Here is a 14,648-nt window from a genome sequence, read left to right as displayed (position 1 = left end):
AAAACGTCCCGCATAGAACAGAATAGCCTATGGTATGCACGAACGCTGGCCGACAGTCACCAACGCTACTCAATCGTAGAGGCGGTCTGGTATCAGCTTTGGCACGCGTCAAAGGTTGTGGCCGGCATTCGTCCAACGCGCAGCATTCGTCAACAGGAACGACGCTCACCGCGACAGCTTGAGCATGACCGTGCCGATCAGCGTCATGGCGATCGATGCCAGCCGCGCCAGGTTGAGGCGCTCCTTGAGGAAGACGACGCCGATCAGCACCGCGAACACCATGCTGGTTTCCCGGACGGCGGAGACCAGTGCCAACGGCGCCTGGGTCATCGCCCAGATGACGATCCAGTACGCGAGCAGCGATATGATGCCGCCGAGGATGCCGACCTTCCATGATTTGCGCACCGACTCGGATATCTGACCTCTGCGCAGATAGAGCGCCAACAGGGCAATCGGGATGCCGTTCACCAGGTGGACCCAGAAGGTGTAGCTGTTGGCACTCTCCGCAAGGCGGGCGCCGAGGCCGTCGACGACGGTGTAGCCGGCGATGAACACGCCGGTGCCCACCGCATAGAGCATCGCCCGCGGTTCCCTGAAGCCCTCCGCGCCGCGGGTCAGGGTCATGCTCATGATCCCGAGCGCGATGACGACGACAGATAGGCCGGCCTGGCGGCTCAAGGTTTCGCCGACGATGGCAATGGACAGGACCGCGACGATCAGCGGCGCGGAGCCGCGGGAAATGGGATAGACGTGGCTCAGATCGCCATAGCGATAGGCGTTGATCAGAAACACGCAGTAGGCAGTGTTGAGCGCGGTCGACGCCCAAATATAGGGCCAGCTTTCCGGGGTCGGGAATGCCACGAACGGAACGACCAGCAGGGCAATGGCGACCTGGCTCATCATCATGATGGCGATCATGACCAGCCGATCGGCATGCACCTTGACCAGCGCATTCCAGGCCGCATGGAGCACCGCCGCGCCCAGCACCATCGCGAACACGCCGGTCGTCATGTCGGTCTCCGAGTGGTGTTCATGCCCCGCGTCACCCCCGGCCTACCGAGGCCGTCGGGTTGCCATCCCGTTCTTCTATCGTCATTCTCGACGGGTTCGATACCCGGAAGGGAGCGAGCGATCACCATATTGCGGGCGGGGCCCGCGGCGTTAGTGTGGAGCTGCTTATGAGGACGTTCTGCTTGGCCGCCCTCCTCTTGGTCGGGTTTCTGCCCCACCAGCAGGCGCTCGGGTATGACAAAAACCAGTGGTTCAACTGCGATACGGCGCCCTGCCAGAAGCGGTACGAACTCAGCGAGATTTCCAGTATATTCATATGGCTCAACTGTAACGGAAACAAAGAAATCAAGAAGTCGAGCTATGATTGCAATATCAATAACACCAAATCGGTCGACTGCGTTAAAAGTGAGCATCCTGCAACGTGCGAATGCTCGCACGCGGGTCTCAAAGCCCACAACTATTTTACCGTGAAGATCAAATCCTGCGACTAGACAGAAAGCGCTGCGGCAAAGAGCCTCAGGGAAAGTCTAGTGATTTTTCTTGGAGCAATTGGTCGTGCACAAGATTTGTGCCTTGTGATTGTTGGTGTTCCCCGGCCAATTGCAGGTTATGATGACATATTCACCATCGACATGCCCATCAATGTTGTCGCATGAGATCTTGACATTCGGGGAGGTGCATTTACTGGTGTCCTTGTTGTCATCGCTGTTGTAATACGGCGTTTGCGCCGTAGTACAGGACAGGCGCATATAGAAAATCGTCGACGTCTTGCGGATGTCATATTCGACTTTTCCGCAATTGTCGCCAACAGGGCAGGCCGTCGTGGTCACGGTCTGCCCGGCTAAAGCCGCCGAAGCGCAGATCGCAGCGGAAAATCCAAGAAAGAGACGGAGCATCGCCGAGGTCTCCTTACCCTTCGGGTTGGTGCCATGGACCGGCCAGAAGGAGAGCTGATCCACTCCTGCTTGTCTATGATCGGATCAGTTGCCGTTGTGGTGGCTGCTGCCGGAAACCCTAATCGACGGACCGAAGACACTCAAGCGACCTCAGAAAAGCGCGCGGCTGAGAAGGTTGTGTGGCCCGGCTGGCCATCCGGGCCGGTCGGCTGGGTGTCCATCAGGCCGAGACTCTGACGCGCACCCGTCAGCGTCAGGCATGGCGGCTCGCCTCAACAAACGCAGGTCGATCAGCCGGTTAGCATCGTTGACACATACATAACATATGATATGTTATGTATGTGACCGCGTTGAGAGGTATCCATGGATTACTGGTTCGTCGCAGCGGGTGTCGTGTCGGGCCTGATCGCAGCGATCCATCTCGTCCCGGGCGGCCGCACCGTCGCCAGGCCCTTGCTGAATGCTCAAGATATCGCCCCAGTGGCGAAGTATGTGAACTACTATTGCTGGCATAACGTGTCCTTCGTCCTGATCCTGATGGCCGGTTTGTTCGTCGCGGCCGGGTATGGATACTTCGCGACGGCGTTTGGTCTGGTCGGAATACTCCTGGCAGCTTTCCTTTGCATTTGGGGGCTCGCACTGCCGGTCCTCAAACGACAGAGGTTCACCGACATGCCGCAGGGCTGGCTGTTCGCCCCGGTGCTCGTCCTCGGCCTTGTCGGGATCGCCGTATCGTGAGGAAGCGGTTTCGCCGCGAGGACTGGCTCGCGTTCGGCCTGGCACGCCTTGCCGATGACGGTCCGGACGCCCTGAAGCTCGCGGCGCTCTGCCGAGCGGCAGATCGGACCATCGGCTCCTTTTACCATCACTTTGACGATCAGGCGGACTTCCTGGCCGCGCTCCTCCAATACTGGCAGGACAAGAACACGACGGCGGCGATCGATGCGAACAAGGCCGTCGCCGACCCGGATGCCCAAGTCGAAAACCTCGATGCGTTCGCCCTGTCCCTGGACCACCGTGTCGAAGTGGGCATCCGCCGCCTCGGCTATCAGGACAGGGCGGTGGCAGAAAAGATCGCAGTCGTCGACGAACGGCGTATCGAATACGTCACCGCGCTTTATCGGAAGCGGTTCGGCCTTCCCGGCGACGACGCCCGTTCCCTGGCACAACTCGATTATGCGGTTTTCGTCGGATCCCAGATGATGGGACCCGCGATCGCGGCGGACGATCAGGTCAGGCTTTCGAAGCTCTTCGCGCGGCTGGTGCGCAGTGAGTACGGCGCGAGCGCTCCGGCATCACCCCGCGACTGACCCCCTCGCACGTCACCCGGACTGCGATCGGTCGTACGTCAGACGCGCCGTTTTGACCTCGTCCATCTGCTCGTGTGACCAGTACACAAGCGGCTTCAGCATCGCCAGCAGACCCCGGCCGAGGGGCGTCAGTTCATAGGAGACGGCGACCGGCGGTCCCGGATGGACGGTGCGGGTCAGATATCCGTCCCGCTGAAGGCCGCGCAGGTTTTCCGTCAGGACGCGCTGCGTCACATCGCCGATGCAGCGCTTGATCTCGCCAAACCGCCTGGGGCCGTCCTCCAGCGCGAGGACAATGATCATCCGCCACTTGCCGGTGACATTGGAAAGGACGGATCGGATCGAGCAGTTCGAGGCTTCGGCTTTGCTCTCTACGCCAATTGGCAGCATGGACGCTCTCGGCATTGTCATTCGGTGCAAAATGAATACCAAAGTTAAATAGCATACTCTCTGCGCTCGCGGCAAGCGCTCGGTTAAGGCAGGTATCCTGGAACAAACCTTGTTCTTATAAAGTGCGTAATTGCATCGTAGTACGATTATGATACCAGATATTACATCGATACGTACCAGAAGGATACACCGTCATGACACCCAAGGAACTCGTCCTCGGCCTGTTTGCCGCGGCTTTCATCGACCATGATCCGGAGGCCGCCAAGCCCCTGCTGGATCCGGGCTACATTCAGCACAATCCGGCCATTCCGACCGGCGCCCAGGGCCTTCTCGACGCCATCCCGCTGGTGGCGCAGTCCGGCATCACCGTGACGACGCACCGGGTGATTGCCGAGGGCGACTACGTGGTGCTGCACAATACCTATGAGAATGCCGATGCGTTCGGCGCGCCGACACTGGTTGCCTTCGACGTGTTTCGCGTCGAGGACGGCGTGGTCGCCGAGCATTGGGACAACCTGCAGGCGCCGCCGGAAACCACGGTCTCGGGCCGGACGATGACCGACGGGCCGGTGGCGGTCACCGATATCGACAAGACGGAAGAAAACAAGGCGCTGGTGGTGGGCTTTGTCAACGACGTGCTCGGCGGCGCGGCGCCGGAGAACGTCACCGACTACATGGATCCGGCCGTCTACATTCAGCACAATCCAGTGATCGACGACGGGCTCGAGGGGCTGATGGCGGCCATCGAGGCCTTTGCCGAACAGGGTCAGGTGATCACCAAGTTCGAGCCGCAGATCGTCGTGGCCGAGGGCAACTTCGTCTTCGTTGCCTCGGACGCGATCATGGGCGGTGAGCCCTGGGCGTTCTTCGATCTCTGGCGGGTCGAAGACGGCAAGATTGTCGAGCACTGGGACGTTGTCGCGCCCATCCCGTCCGAGATGGCCCACGACAACGGTAAGTTCTGACGGGTCGCGGAGCTCTCTCGGGCGGGTGGGGTGCATCGGCCCCATCCGCGGCGGTGGTGATCGCGACGGCGCTCGGTATCGATGGTTCGGGGCAGGCTGCCCGCCTGGCCGGCACATGTGCGCCTGGACTCTCGATTCATTCTCCGGGGAGAAGCGCTCGCCTTTAGGGTACGGCCCGGTGTCGGCGCAAGCGCTCAGGCGGTGCTTCGCGGCTTGGGGCAGGCAGGGCGCGAAGCCTCATGCCTGGGTGCGCAGGCGGTTGACCAACAGGTCGCCGCCCCAGGATCTCGTCCTGTGTGCGGAAAGCGACGTTCAACAATTATTCATAGCGTAGCAATGCACGATCTTTGCCGTAATTCGTTGTGTCTTCTTGACGTTATTCGTACAAAAACACGCGCCGTGACCGTTGTCTATACGACTCAAACTGCAGTGGTTAGTACGATTCTTGGCATCAATTCGGGCAAGTTATCGTATAGTTAACTTTAAAGTTGCCAATGTTATTGGAGTAGCCGCAGTTGCAAATCCATTCAGTTGCTTCTTCGTGATGTTTGCAGGTGAGTGAATTCGATGCAGTGCAATGCAGCTTTAACGGTCTATCCCAGGTGGTCGGATCACTCTGTAGCCCGCATTTGGCCTGGATCTCCGCTCCGCCATCGGGAATACCGGTAATATGTTCCGTGGGGCACGCGCCGGTTTGATCGCAATAGACCGGGTAATAACGCCAGTCGGAAAATGCGCTTGTTGGGATAAGCGCAACGACAAGGGCCACCAGCAGTGCTTTCATGGTCATATCCGTTCCCATCATTGTTGCATCCGCACCCAGTCGACCCGGGATACCAGCCACACGTCGTGCCGGAATCAGGGGAATGACACGTCATCCGACATCCACCCGATAGACGGCTTCGTCGACACAATCATGCCTGCGCTTGCGGGTTTGGGCAATATGAGCCACGTGCTGGCAGTCGAGGGCCGCACCTCGTCCGAGCTCCTGCTGGTCGTCAAAGACGCGCCCTTTCGAACCTGGCTGAAGACGGAGCCCACCGCCGCGGGTCGCTGCCGTTTGCTGTTCGGCTCCGCCGTCCTGCCGCAGGCCGGATCGACCGGCGGACCACCAAGACCGCACTGGCTGTTTCGGTTGACGGAGCGATTTCATATTGCTTATGCGAAATCGCTGCTGAGGGCCGCGGCCGCGGACTGGAGACGCGGCAAGCGTCAGCCGTGACCGTATGCAGGATGGTGAGCCAGCCGGTCCCACCGCTCCGGCCGGACGGAGCGCCGAAACGAGCCCGGGGAGTCCACATGGATGGCCGATAGCCAGGCGACCAACGACCGTTACGAGATCGGCCGCGCGGTCGACGCGGACGTGGACGGTATCCTCCGGGTGCAGGAGCCGAACCTGCCCGAGCACGGCGGCACCCTGTCGGTGCGGTTTTCCCGCGACTGGTTCCTACGGGCAATCGCTGCCATGCCGGTCATCGTCGCCCGCGAGCGGGGACAGGTGGTGGGCTACCTCGTCTCGTCGCCGCTCGAAGCATATGCGGACGTGCCGATCATCCAGGCGACTCTGCGGGCCTATCCCGGCCGACCCGGCGCCTACTTCTACGGGCCGCTCTGCGTCGACGCGCGGCATCGGGGACATCACCTTTCGGCGGCGATGTTCGCGGCGCTGCGCAAGCTGTTGCCCGGTCGCGAGGGGATCTTCTTCCTGCGCCGCGACAACACCGTGTCGGTGTACGTCCACCGCGAGATGGGCATACCCGAGGTCGCCAGCTTCACCTACGAGGGCGTCGACTACGCCGTCTGCGCCTATATCGGCTGACGGCGACACACTCGTCCGCTGGATAGAGCGCCCGCCCAGGGGCGGCAGCCCGCCGCCCGACTGCGGACGACGGGCTGCTGTCGCCGTCTCAGTTGCCCTGCACGAGCGCGCTGTAGTCGCCGCGCAACTGGAGCGTGACCGTCACGTCGGCGCTGTCGCGGTTGCGCCAGAACCAGCCGTGCTCGCCGGGGAAGGGCGCCTCGAAGCTGCCTTCGCCCGACGTCTCGCCACGGCCCTTGAGGTAGTCGACCGACTGGCCGCCAACGCCATGGGCGTGGAGGTCGTAGTTGATCCGCCCGCCGTCGGCGACCCAGGCGTATTCGGCGGTGTTGCCTTCCACCATCACCAGCTTGATCTCGGTGTAGGCGCCGGGCTCAAGCGTGAAGGTGACTTCGTCGCGCCAGGCTTCTTCGGCCTGCGCCGACGTGACCAGCAGGCCGAAGAGGGGCGCCAACAGGCTCGACTGATCGTCGCCGTGGATCGCACGGTCCTGCTCGGCCTCGTCGGCGAGCTCCTGCTTGATCTCGCCCATGTCGGTGAGGCCGAGGATGCGGCCGATGCCGGTCGGATCGATGGCGTATTCGGCGGGAAGCACGACGGTGACGAGGATCACCACCGCGGCGGCGGCCGCGACGATGGTAGAGCGCAACAGTTGGGCCGAGCTCGGCAGTTGGTCGAGGCTGGGTTTGTCTGCGTTGAACATGGGGTGTCTCCGATTCCTTAGGCTGTGACGAAATAGCCGGTGAGCTGGTAGCCCGTGAGCATGAAGCCCAGGGACATGATGATGACGTTGGCGGTGTAGCCGTCGCGCAAGAAGCGCAGGCTCTTGCGCCAGTAGCCCATGACGATGAGGATCACCGACAGGGCGAGGATCTGGCCGATCTCGACGCCGACATTGAACGCCAACAGGTTGGCGAGCAGCCCGTCGTCGGCAATGTCGTAGTCCTGAATCTTGGTGGCGAGGCCGGTGCCGTGGAACAGGCCGAAGATCAGAGTCGCCGCCTTGGTGTTGGGCTGGAACCCGAACCAGCGCTGGTAGGCGCCGAGATTGTCGAGCGCCTTATAGACCACCGACAGGCCGATGATCGCATCGATGATGTGGGCGTTGACCCCCCAGCCGAACCAGACGCCGGCGAGCATGGTGATCGAATGGCCAAGCGCGAACAGGCTAACATAGATGGCGACGTCCTGCAGCCGGTAGAGGAAGAAGACGACCCCCAGCAGGAACAGGATGTGATCGTAGCCGGTCACCATGTGCTTGGCGCCGAGATAGGCGAAGGGGATGAGATGCACCCCCCAGATTTCCTGGATGTAGCCCGCGTCGCCCTCGGTGACGTTATGGGCGAGGGCGGGCCCCGCGCCGAGCGCGAGCACGGCAAGGACGAGGCCGAGACAGGTCCAAGGGCGCAGGCCCGGACCCATCCCGTCCCGTGATCGGAACATCATGGATGGTTCTCCACGTTCGAATTGACTGATCGGTGAAGCGACGCCGATCAGACGCGTGGAGGTCGTTCGATCCTGAAATGCAGCGGCGGGCCGCATGAGTGCGGCCGGTGCCGACAGGTGTCGCGGTCGATGGCGGCGAGTTCGGTTAACTCAGCGAGCGCCGGCATCGCCTGGCCGTGATCGTAGTCGGCGACTCCATGGCCATGGCCATGCAGCGCCCAGAGGAGGTCCTCGGCAAAACCGTGGGTATGACCATGCTCGGCGATATGATCGAGATGATCCTGGAGGGTATCGAGGGGGACCGACGCATCGGTCGCGGCCGGCATGACGGACCAGGTCACCAGCGACAAGCAGAGCAGCGCCGCGAATGCCCTTTGTCCGACTGTCCGAACCCGTCTCATCCGTTCTGCCTGGCTAGCCGGCACATGTGCGCCTGGATATCCATTCGCTGAAATAATCGTTCGTCTTTATGGCACGGCCCGATGCCGGCGCAAGCGGTCAGGCGGTGTTTCGCGGCTTGGGGGAGGCAGGTCGCGAAGCCTCAGGCCCCGGTGCGCAGGCGGTTGACCAGCAGGTCGTCGGCGAGAATCTCCTCCTGTGTGCGGAAAGCGACGTTCAACAATTATAAGGATGATTCATAGCGCAGCAATGCTTGATCTTTGCCGTAATTCGTTGTGTTTTCTTGACGTCATTAGTACAAAAACACGCGCCGTGACCGGTGTCTATACAAGACACGTTGATGTTCGGTGCATGGCAGCCGCCAAACTGGTACGGCGACGAGTTCGTAGGTACGCCATCAAGGGCAACACCGTAACAGAAAAAACGAATCGTCACTGATCCCTTAGAAATATAGTAATTCGCGTCGCATTCCGTGTCGTTTTCGCAGTTGAAGTCGATGTCGGGCTTGTTCGCCTGCGCTTCCATTGCGGAAAACAGCATGACCAGTAATGCGACGCCGGCAAAAAAAAGTCCCCATCCGCGACGGTCGGCGTTAACTGTGTTCGATACCTGGTTCATCGGTTGAACGCCCTCCAAACTTCAGGCTGTGTTTGTAGTGGGTGTCATACTAGTCCCGACGAACAACGCAAGCCAACCTTTCAGCAACCGAGCCGTCGAAGTGGGTCGCGCGGCAACAACCATACCGACCGGCCGTCCGACCGACGATGGGCGTACCGCGCCGACCGACAACGGTCGCCGGTGCCTGCAGCCTCAAGCCTTGGTCCGCAGGCGGTTGACCAGCAGGTCGTCGCCCAGAATCTCGTCCTTAAGCGCGGTGAGTTCGCCGACATCCCAATTGGCGCTGAGGTAGCGGCCCCTGGCCCAGTCGGCCTCGCCGGAGCACAGCCAGACGGCGAAGCAGGCGGCGAGGTCCGGCTCGTCGACCAGATACTGGTGGATGGCTTCCGGCATGTTCCGGCCGAGCTCGGTGGCGACGCCGCCGGGATGGATGGCGAAGCACTTGATGCCGTCCTCGTCGTGATCGGACTGGACGAATTCGCAGAGGCGATTGATAGCGTGCTTGGCGGTCTGGTAGTCGGAGGCCCCCGGCATCAGAAGCTGGGCGCCGACCGAGGACAGCAGGATGAGATGGCCGCCGCTTCGCCCTTCGGCGGTCCGTGCCTCAGCGCTGGCGATGAGATGAGGTATCGTGAAGCGGATGACGTGATAGGCGCCGCGCACATTGACCTCCCAGTTCCACCACCAGCCTTCCGGATCGGTCTCGCCGATCTTGACCCACGGGCCGAGATAGCCGGCATTGGCGTCCGCTACGTCGATGCCGCCGAATTGGGCCACACAGTCGGTGACGGCGGCCTCGACCTGCGCCGCGTCGGTGACGTCGCAGATCGCATAGGCGCATTGGGTGTTCGGATTGGCCGCCTTGACCAATGCCACCGTCTCTTTCAGCGCGTCTTCCGATCGTGCGGTGAGGTAGATCGCCCGGGCGCCGGCCTCGGCGAAGGCGATCGCCGTCGCCCGGCCGATCCCCTTCGACGCGCCGGCGATGAAAACGACCTTATCGGCGGCGGTATCCTTCAGCGTCGATCGCGGATCGATGGCGTCATACCGGGCGTGATGGGCGGTGAGGTCGAGAGATTGGGATGGAATCGATGACATGGCTGCGTCCTGCTCCTGGCGGTGGCGATCGAGAAAACAGATAGCCAACGCGGCCGCGCGGCGCCTGCCACATCCTCCGCAATACCTGCCTGATCCTCCAAATCTCTCGACGATGTGCTGTGTGGGGGAAGAGGACCTGATACAAAGGCACCGAGGAGACGTTCATGGACCTATCGCGGCTCACCGACCTTTGCATCCGGTATAACTCTGATAATCCGGACCAATTCCGAGAGATGCCCGGCCTCTCGGTCCTCCGTCGCGAGGCTCCGAGCGACATCGAGGCGTATGTGTACGAACCGGTCGTGTGCCTGATCCTTCAAGGCGCCAAAGTCACGTCCATTGGGGATCAGTCCGTGAAACTCCGGCCGGGCGATGCGCTGGTTGTCAGCCACCACCTGCCGGTCGTCTCCCGGATCACCGAAGCGAGTGTCGGCAAACCCTATCTCGCGCTAATCCTGTCGCTCGATCTCGGACTGGTGCGCAGCCTCTACGATCAGGTTGCCGATGCACCGGCACCTGACACCGACGCCCGGTCGCTGTCGGCCGCGCGCGCCGATCCGGCCTGGCTCGCGCCGCTCGGCCGATATCTGGAGCTGATGGACAGCCCCCTGGATATGCAGGTCCTCGGGCCCTCGATTCTGCGTGAGATCCACTACCGGCTGCTGACCTCGCCGATCGGCGGCATGCTGCACAATCTGCTTATCGTCGACAGCCATGCCAGTCGGGTCGCCAAGGCGATCCACCAGATCAGGGCGGACTTTCGCTCGCCACTGTCGGTGCCCGTTCTTGCCAGGACCGTCGGCATGAGCGCGTCGTCCTTCCATGATCACTTCAAGTCGGTCACCGGCACGACGCCGCTGCAATTTCAGAAGGACCTGCGCCTGATCGAGGCGCGAGCGCTGTTGGCGGATGGAGGCCATTCCGTGTCCGAGGTTTCCTTCGCGGTCGGCTACGGCAGTCCGACCCATTTCAGTCGCGACTACAGCCGGAAATTCGGATTGCCGCCGAGCCGGGATGCCACCGGCTTTGTCTTTGATGCTCCGGCGTCGGCGGCGACGGCGCCTGCCGCCACCGATGCCTAACGTCGCCCCGAAGGCGGAGAAGCGAACGACCTTTCGATAGCCTCATCCATTCAGGTGTCCATCATTGTCTCTGTCTTGATCGACGCGATGACGTTTGGGGAACGCTGAGGCGTTCGCTCGGTGTTTGGCGCTTCGAACACCGGCAGAAACGAGTCCGGATGCGGTCGCACGCGGTAGTTGTCTGTTTCGTCCCCATAGATCACGCGACCCTCGGCATCCAATCCAATGACGGTCGCCATGACGGTGTCGGCCGGAAAATCCTTCAGACCAGGGGGTGCGCCGCCGATGTCCTCGATGGCCAGGGACTTGGCCGCCCGCAGTTCACGATCGTGCAGAATCTCAAAATGATCCGGGAGGGCCAGCTTCAGCGCCAGTTCGCGCGATCGTTCCGGACTCTGATTGGAAATGAACTTCACCTTGACGCCGGCGGCTTCCAATCTGTCGGCGCGTGCTCTCACCTCTCGCAGCTGCCCCATGCACAGTGGGCACCAATTGCCGCGAAAGAACACGAGCAGGGTCTTTGAACCGATGAAGTCGCTTGTCCTTACCCGGGCACCATCAAGCGCTTCGAAGGCAAGGTCCGGAAGGGGCCGGCCGGCGACAATCGCCCCGCTCTTCTTGCGTCCGTACCGAGAATAGACGAACACATACCACTGCAGTCCGAGGACACTGAGCACAGCCGCTGCAAGAGGCCACACCTGCGTCTCGCTAACCGGGTTTCGATCGAACAACGGGTAGGCCGCCACGGCAGCGCCGATGATCGCCACGATCTGAACCGGGATCAGACGCGGCGAGGTTCGTGCTGCCCCACCCTTAGCCAGAAACAACGCCATGTAGGCCGGGAGCGCGGCGGAAGCGACGAAAGCTCCGTACCACGCCTCTGATTCGGCTACCCAGATGAGCTCATAGAACGCGCAGATGGCCAAGCCCACCATCATCAAGATAACCGGAAGCATAAGCCGTTGTTTGAATTGCATTTTTGTGACGAGTCTGTTGGTGATCGATCGGAGCGTTCTAGCTTGCTGGCGCCTCGGACTCTTGATGGTGAGGTCGCGCGTATTGCCGCTGCTTGCCAATATCGCCGCGGCCAGGACGACAAGAATGGGCGCGGTGCTCACCGGATCGTGGTGGGACCCCCATCACCGGAGACAGCATCCAGCTCGCATTGTTGTGGCGTGAAAGAGCGATGTGGAGAAGACGTGTTGGCTGCCGCGAGACGGGCGGGGGCGGTGGGATGCGGTTGGCCTGATGCATCCCGCCCCGCGATCAGTTGGTGATCGCCACGAACACCGCCACCGCGATCGCGATCAGAATGGCCATCGTCGCTCGCTGCTTCCTGTTCATGATCATGTCCTCGTCATCCAAAGGGCCGGAAGCGGCGTTGCCGGTCACCGTGACCTTGACACCAGCGTCCGTCCGCATCCTATTATTGAGCAAGTGCTCAACTGAGCAGATGCTCAACGAACTGTCTGTTGTCAAGAGGGGATCGACATGACGCGCCTGTCCGGCCCTGAGCGGCGCCGCCAGATCGTGGAAGCGGCCTATGCGATCATTGTCGAGAAGGGACTTGCCGAGACGGCGACCCGCGACGTCACGCGCAAACTGAAGGTCGGGTCAGGGCTGCTCCACCACTACTTCTCGACCTGGCGTGAGCTCCGGACAGAAGCCGTACGGACGTTTGTCACCAAGGAGATCGAAGACCTCGAGCGGGCGTTGGCAGACACCGCGGCGGACCAGCTCATCCCCCGGTTTGCGGACTGGATGGCCGATGACCCGGGGTTTCGGCACTGGAGGCTATGGCTGAACGCGATCGAGGAGGCGCGTCGGGATCCAGAGCTGGCGGAGGTCGTCAGGTCGGCCTATCGCCATTGGCACGCGGTCATCGTCCAGGTCATCGAACGGCTGGTCGAAGGCGATGTCGGGCGGTGCGCCGATCCGGTCGCATCCGCTTGGCGCCTGTGCGCGTTGATCGACGGTCTGGCGGGGATCGTCATGCTGGGTGAGACCGGCCTGGAACCGGAAGCCGCAAAGCATCTCCTTCAGCAGCAATTTGCGATGGAACTCCAAACGTGACGCGATGACGGCAGCGGCGTCGCCTCCTGGCGAGAAAAAGGGCGGCGCGGACGCCACCCCTTCATGTCGTCTGTCGCGATGACTATTCAGCCGACAGCAGTTCCGGCACGTGCAGGCGGATGATCTCGTTGGAGTCGGCGACGTTGAGGGCGCGGCCGGCGGAGAACGGCAGGTTGTTGTCGTTGGAAACAAGGATGTGCTCGTCGCCGTCGCGGATCACGCTCTCGATGGTGACGAACGGGAAGACGAAGACGCCTTCCGGGATGTCGCCCGAAGTCACCGGCATCCGGTCAACCCCGTTCGGGTCCTGAATGTCCATCAGGTCGATCTGCGCGACCCGGCGGACGAAGCCGTCGTCGTCGATATCAGCGGTGTCGATCAGCGTCACCCGCTTCACCTCGGCCGGGCGATCGAAGCAACCGTCGCTCTGACCGTCGGTGCAGGCCGCCGACGGATGACCCTGACCGCCGTCGCGTTCGATCACCAGCGCGCGGGTATCGTCGATGAAGTTGAAGTCGCCGATGGCGACGGCGCCGGGGGTCAGCGCGAACTTGAAGCTCGCCCCGGTCCATGCGCGCGACGACGGATCGAACGCGAGGACGCGGAGGAAGTCGCCTTCCGGCTCACCGGTCTCGTCGACCAGCGGCTTCTCGAGCATGCCCCACAGCAGGCTGCCGTCGGGGGTCAGCGCCAGACCCTCATAGCCGCCCGAACGCGGCAGCTTCCAGTCGGTGCCGGCGGTCGCCGGGATCCGCAGAGACGGGTGATCCGGCGAGCGCAGCTCCTCGCCATCAATCATCGTCGGGTAGACGCCGGTGACCCGACCGTCCATCGTCGCCGCAATCAGGTAGGGGCCGAACTCCTCGCCGATCCAGACGGTGTCGCCGACGATCTGAATGCCTTCGAGATCGAAGTCGGCGCCGGTCAGGTAGCGCTGGTCAGTGGCCTCGTGGGTGATGCGGAACGGCACATGCTGGTCCGGGTCATGCAGCCAGACCCGGTCGAGCACGGCGATGGTGCCGCTCTCGAAATCGGGGGCGATGCGGGTGAAGCCGAGCAGGGCGTCAGACGAGTTGGCTTTCGAGCCGAAGCCGTTGTCGATCAGTGCGTAGAGGCTGCCGTCGTCGGCGCGGCGGTGGGCGTAGCCGGAAAAGCCCTGCAAGGGCTGGCCGAAGAAGGGGCGCATCAGTCCGTTGCGCTCAAGGCTCTGGGGGGCGCGGACCGGCGTGGCGCCGTTGGTGTATTTGCCGGACACCCAGGCCTCCTGCGGTGCGTCGGCCGGCGGTGCGCTGAACGAAAAAGCGGGGATCGCGGCGTGGCCGGCGAGCGTCGCGGGGACGACGACATTATCGGCGTTGGCGGCAACCGTGCCGAGCGTTGCGGCAAACGTCGCGGCGACCGCCAAGCGGGCCATGTGAGTCTTGAGAATCATGATGGAAAGCCTCCGGATCAGCGTTGTGACGGAGGGCTCACTTGGCCACTCGGTTCTTTCAGCGGCGTGACCGCTCAGTGAAGGTTGGATGACGCGGGCGCGGCATCGC

Annotated in this window: 19 protein-coding genes; 7 read left to right on the top strand and 12 right to left on the bottom strand. The window is 62.3% G+C overall.

The genetic code is table 11. The annotated features are described in order from the left end of the window. Positions 1–165 precede the first annotated feature (165 nt). Together ACO076_RS18855 and ACO076_RS18850 are read right to left on the bottom strand one after the other, a co-directional pair. On the bottom strand, positions 166–1,011 hold the full coding sequence (locus ACO076_RS18855; protein WP_421724355.1) for a DMT family transporter: 846 nt from the start codon (positions 1,009–1,011) through the stop codon (positions 166–168). Between the two features lie 527 nt (positions 1,012–1,538). Beyond that, entirely contained in the window at positions 1,539–1,970 is a 432-nt protein-coding gene (locus tag ACO076_RS18850; RefSeq protein WP_421724354.1) for a hypothetical protein, read from the bottom strand. 300 nt (positions 1,971–2,270) lie between these two features. On the opposite strand from ACO076_RS18850, the gene ACO076_RS18845 reads away from it, so the two are divergent. Together ACO076_RS18845 and ACO076_RS18840 are read left to right on the top strand one after the other, a co-directional pair. Beyond that, positions 2,271–2,645, top strand: coding sequence for a hypothetical protein (locus ACO076_RS18845; protein ID WP_421724353.1), 375 nt, complete (start codon positions 2,271–2,273; stop codon positions 2,643–2,645). Next, entirely contained in the window at positions 2,642–3,217 is a 576-nt protein-coding gene (locus tag ACO076_RS18840) for a TetR/AcrR family transcriptional regulator (RefSeq protein WP_421724352.1), read from the top strand. Before ACO076_RS18845 ends, ACO076_RS18840 begins: the two co-directional genes overlap by 4 nt. A gap of 12 nt (positions 3,218–3,229) precedes the next feature. On the opposite strand, the gene ACO076_RS18835 is transcribed toward ACO076_RS18840, so the two are convergent. After that, positions 3,230–3,607 carry a winged helix-turn-helix transcriptional regulator gene (locus ACO076_RS18835; RefSeq protein ID WP_421724351.1) on the bottom strand — a complete coding sequence of 126 codons (378 nt, stop codon included), beginning with the start codon at positions 3,605–3,607 and terminating at the stop codon, positions 3,230–3,232. Between the two features lie 194 nt (positions 3,608–3,801). On the opposite strand from ACO076_RS18835, the gene ACO076_RS18830 reads away from it, so the two are divergent. After that, positions 3,802–4,572, top strand: coding sequence for a nuclear transport factor 2 family protein (locus ACO076_RS18830; protein ID WP_421724350.1), 771 nt, complete (start codon positions 3,802–3,804; stop codon positions 4,570–4,572). Between the two features lie 451 nt (positions 4,573–5,023). Here ACO076_RS18830 and ACO076_RS18825 read toward each other — a convergent pair whose 3' ends face one another. Beyond that, the gene (locus tag ACO076_RS18825) at positions 5,024–5,356 is read right to left on the bottom strand and encodes a hypothetical protein (protein ID WP_421724349.1); all 333 of its coding nucleotides are present in this window, start codon (positions 5,354–5,356) and stop codon (positions 5,024–5,026) included. A gap of 132 nt (positions 5,357–5,488) precedes the next feature. Here ACO076_RS18825 and ACO076_RS18820 point away from each other — a divergent pair, with 132 nt between their 5' ends. Next, complete coding sequence (locus ACO076_RS18820) at positions 5,489–5,794, top strand: hypothetical protein (RefSeq protein WP_421724348.1); 306 nt, start codon at positions 5,489–5,491, stop codon at positions 5,792–5,794. 81 nt (positions 5,795–5,875) lie between these two features. Then, positions 5,876–6,391 carry a GNAT family N-acetyltransferase gene (locus ACO076_RS18815; protein ID WP_421724347.1) on the top strand — a complete coding sequence of 172 codons (516 nt, stop codon included), beginning with the start codon at positions 5,876–5,878 and terminating at the stop codon, positions 6,389–6,391. Between the two features lie 88 nt (positions 6,392–6,479). Here ACO076_RS18815 and ACO076_RS18810 read toward each other — a convergent pair whose 3' ends face one another. From ACO076_RS18810 to ACO076_RS18790, 5 genes are all read right to left on the bottom strand, one after another. Then, positions 6,480–7,094: a transmembrane anchor protein gene (locus ACO076_RS18810; RefSeq protein ID WP_421724346.1), complete on the bottom strand. Its 615-nt coding sequence runs from the start codon at positions 7,092–7,094 to the stop codon at positions 6,480–6,482. Positions 7,095–7,111: 17 nt separating this feature from the next. Then, the gene (locus tag ACO076_RS18805) at positions 7,112–7,813 is read right to left on the bottom strand and encodes a HupE/UreJ family protein (RefSeq protein WP_421726777.1); all 702 of its coding nucleotides are present in this window, start codon (positions 7,811–7,813) and stop codon (positions 7,112–7,114) included. Positions 7,814–7,884: 71 nt separating this feature from the next. Next, positions 7,885–8,238: a hypothetical protein gene (locus ACO076_RS18800; RefSeq protein ID WP_421724345.1), complete on the bottom strand. Its 354-nt coding sequence runs from the start codon at positions 8,236–8,238 to the stop codon at positions 7,885–7,887. A gap of 214 nt (positions 8,239–8,452) precedes the next feature. Then, on the bottom strand, positions 8,453–8,854 hold the full coding sequence (locus tag ACO076_RS18795) for a hypothetical protein (protein ID WP_421724344.1): 402 nt from the start codon (positions 8,852–8,854) through the stop codon (positions 8,453–8,455). 192 nt (positions 8,855–9,046) lie between these two features. Beyond that, entirely contained in the window at positions 9,047–9,952 is a 906-nt protein-coding gene (locus ACO076_RS18790) for an SDR family oxidoreductase (protein ID WP_421724343.1), read from the bottom strand. 164 nt (positions 9,953–10,116) lie between these two features. Between ACO076_RS18790 and ACO076_RS18785 the strand changes: the two genes are divergently transcribed. Next, positions 10,117–11,034, top strand: a complete 918-nt coding sequence (locus ACO076_RS18785; protein ID WP_421724342.1) for an AraC family transcriptional regulator N-terminal domain-containing protein — start codon at positions 10,117–10,119, stop codon at positions 11,032–11,034. A gap of 50 nt (positions 11,035–11,084) precedes the next feature. Here ACO076_RS18785 and ACO076_RS18780 read toward each other — a convergent pair whose 3' ends face one another. Further along, positions 11,085–11,972: a peroxiredoxin family protein gene (locus tag ACO076_RS18780; RefSeq protein ID WP_421724341.1), complete on the bottom strand. Its 888-nt coding sequence runs from the start codon at positions 11,970–11,972 to the stop codon at positions 11,085–11,087. A 328-nt stretch (positions 11,973–12,300) separates the two neighbouring features. Continuing rightward, positions 12,301–12,456 (bottom strand): hypothetical protein, encoded by a 156-nt coding sequence (locus ACO076_RS18775; RefSeq protein WP_421724340.1) that lies wholly within the window; start codon positions 12,454–12,456, stop codon positions 12,301–12,303. A gap of 69 nt (positions 12,457–12,525) precedes the next feature. On the opposite strand from ACO076_RS18775, the gene ACO076_RS18770 reads away from it, so the two are divergent. Next, positions 12,526–13,107 (top strand): TetR/AcrR family transcriptional regulator, encoded by a 582-nt coding sequence (locus ACO076_RS18770; protein ID WP_421724339.1) that lies wholly within the window; start codon positions 12,526–12,528, stop codon positions 13,105–13,107. A gap of 82 nt (positions 13,108–13,189) precedes the next feature. On the opposite strand, the gene ACO076_RS18765 is transcribed toward ACO076_RS18770, so the two are convergent. Continuing rightward, complete coding sequence (locus ACO076_RS18765) at positions 13,190–14,539, bottom strand: esterase-like activity of phytase family protein (RefSeq protein ID WP_421724338.1); 1,350 nt, start codon at positions 14,537–14,539, stop codon at positions 13,190–13,192. Positions 14,540–14,648: the final 109 nt, after the last annotated feature.

Source organism: Bauldia sp. (assembly GCF_965232525.1).
GTDB lineage: Bacteria > Pseudomonadota > Alphaproteobacteria > Rhizobiales > Kaistiaceae > Bauldia.
Note: the sequence above shows the minus strand (reverse complement) of the source record. Positions and strands in the feature narration are given on the sequence as shown.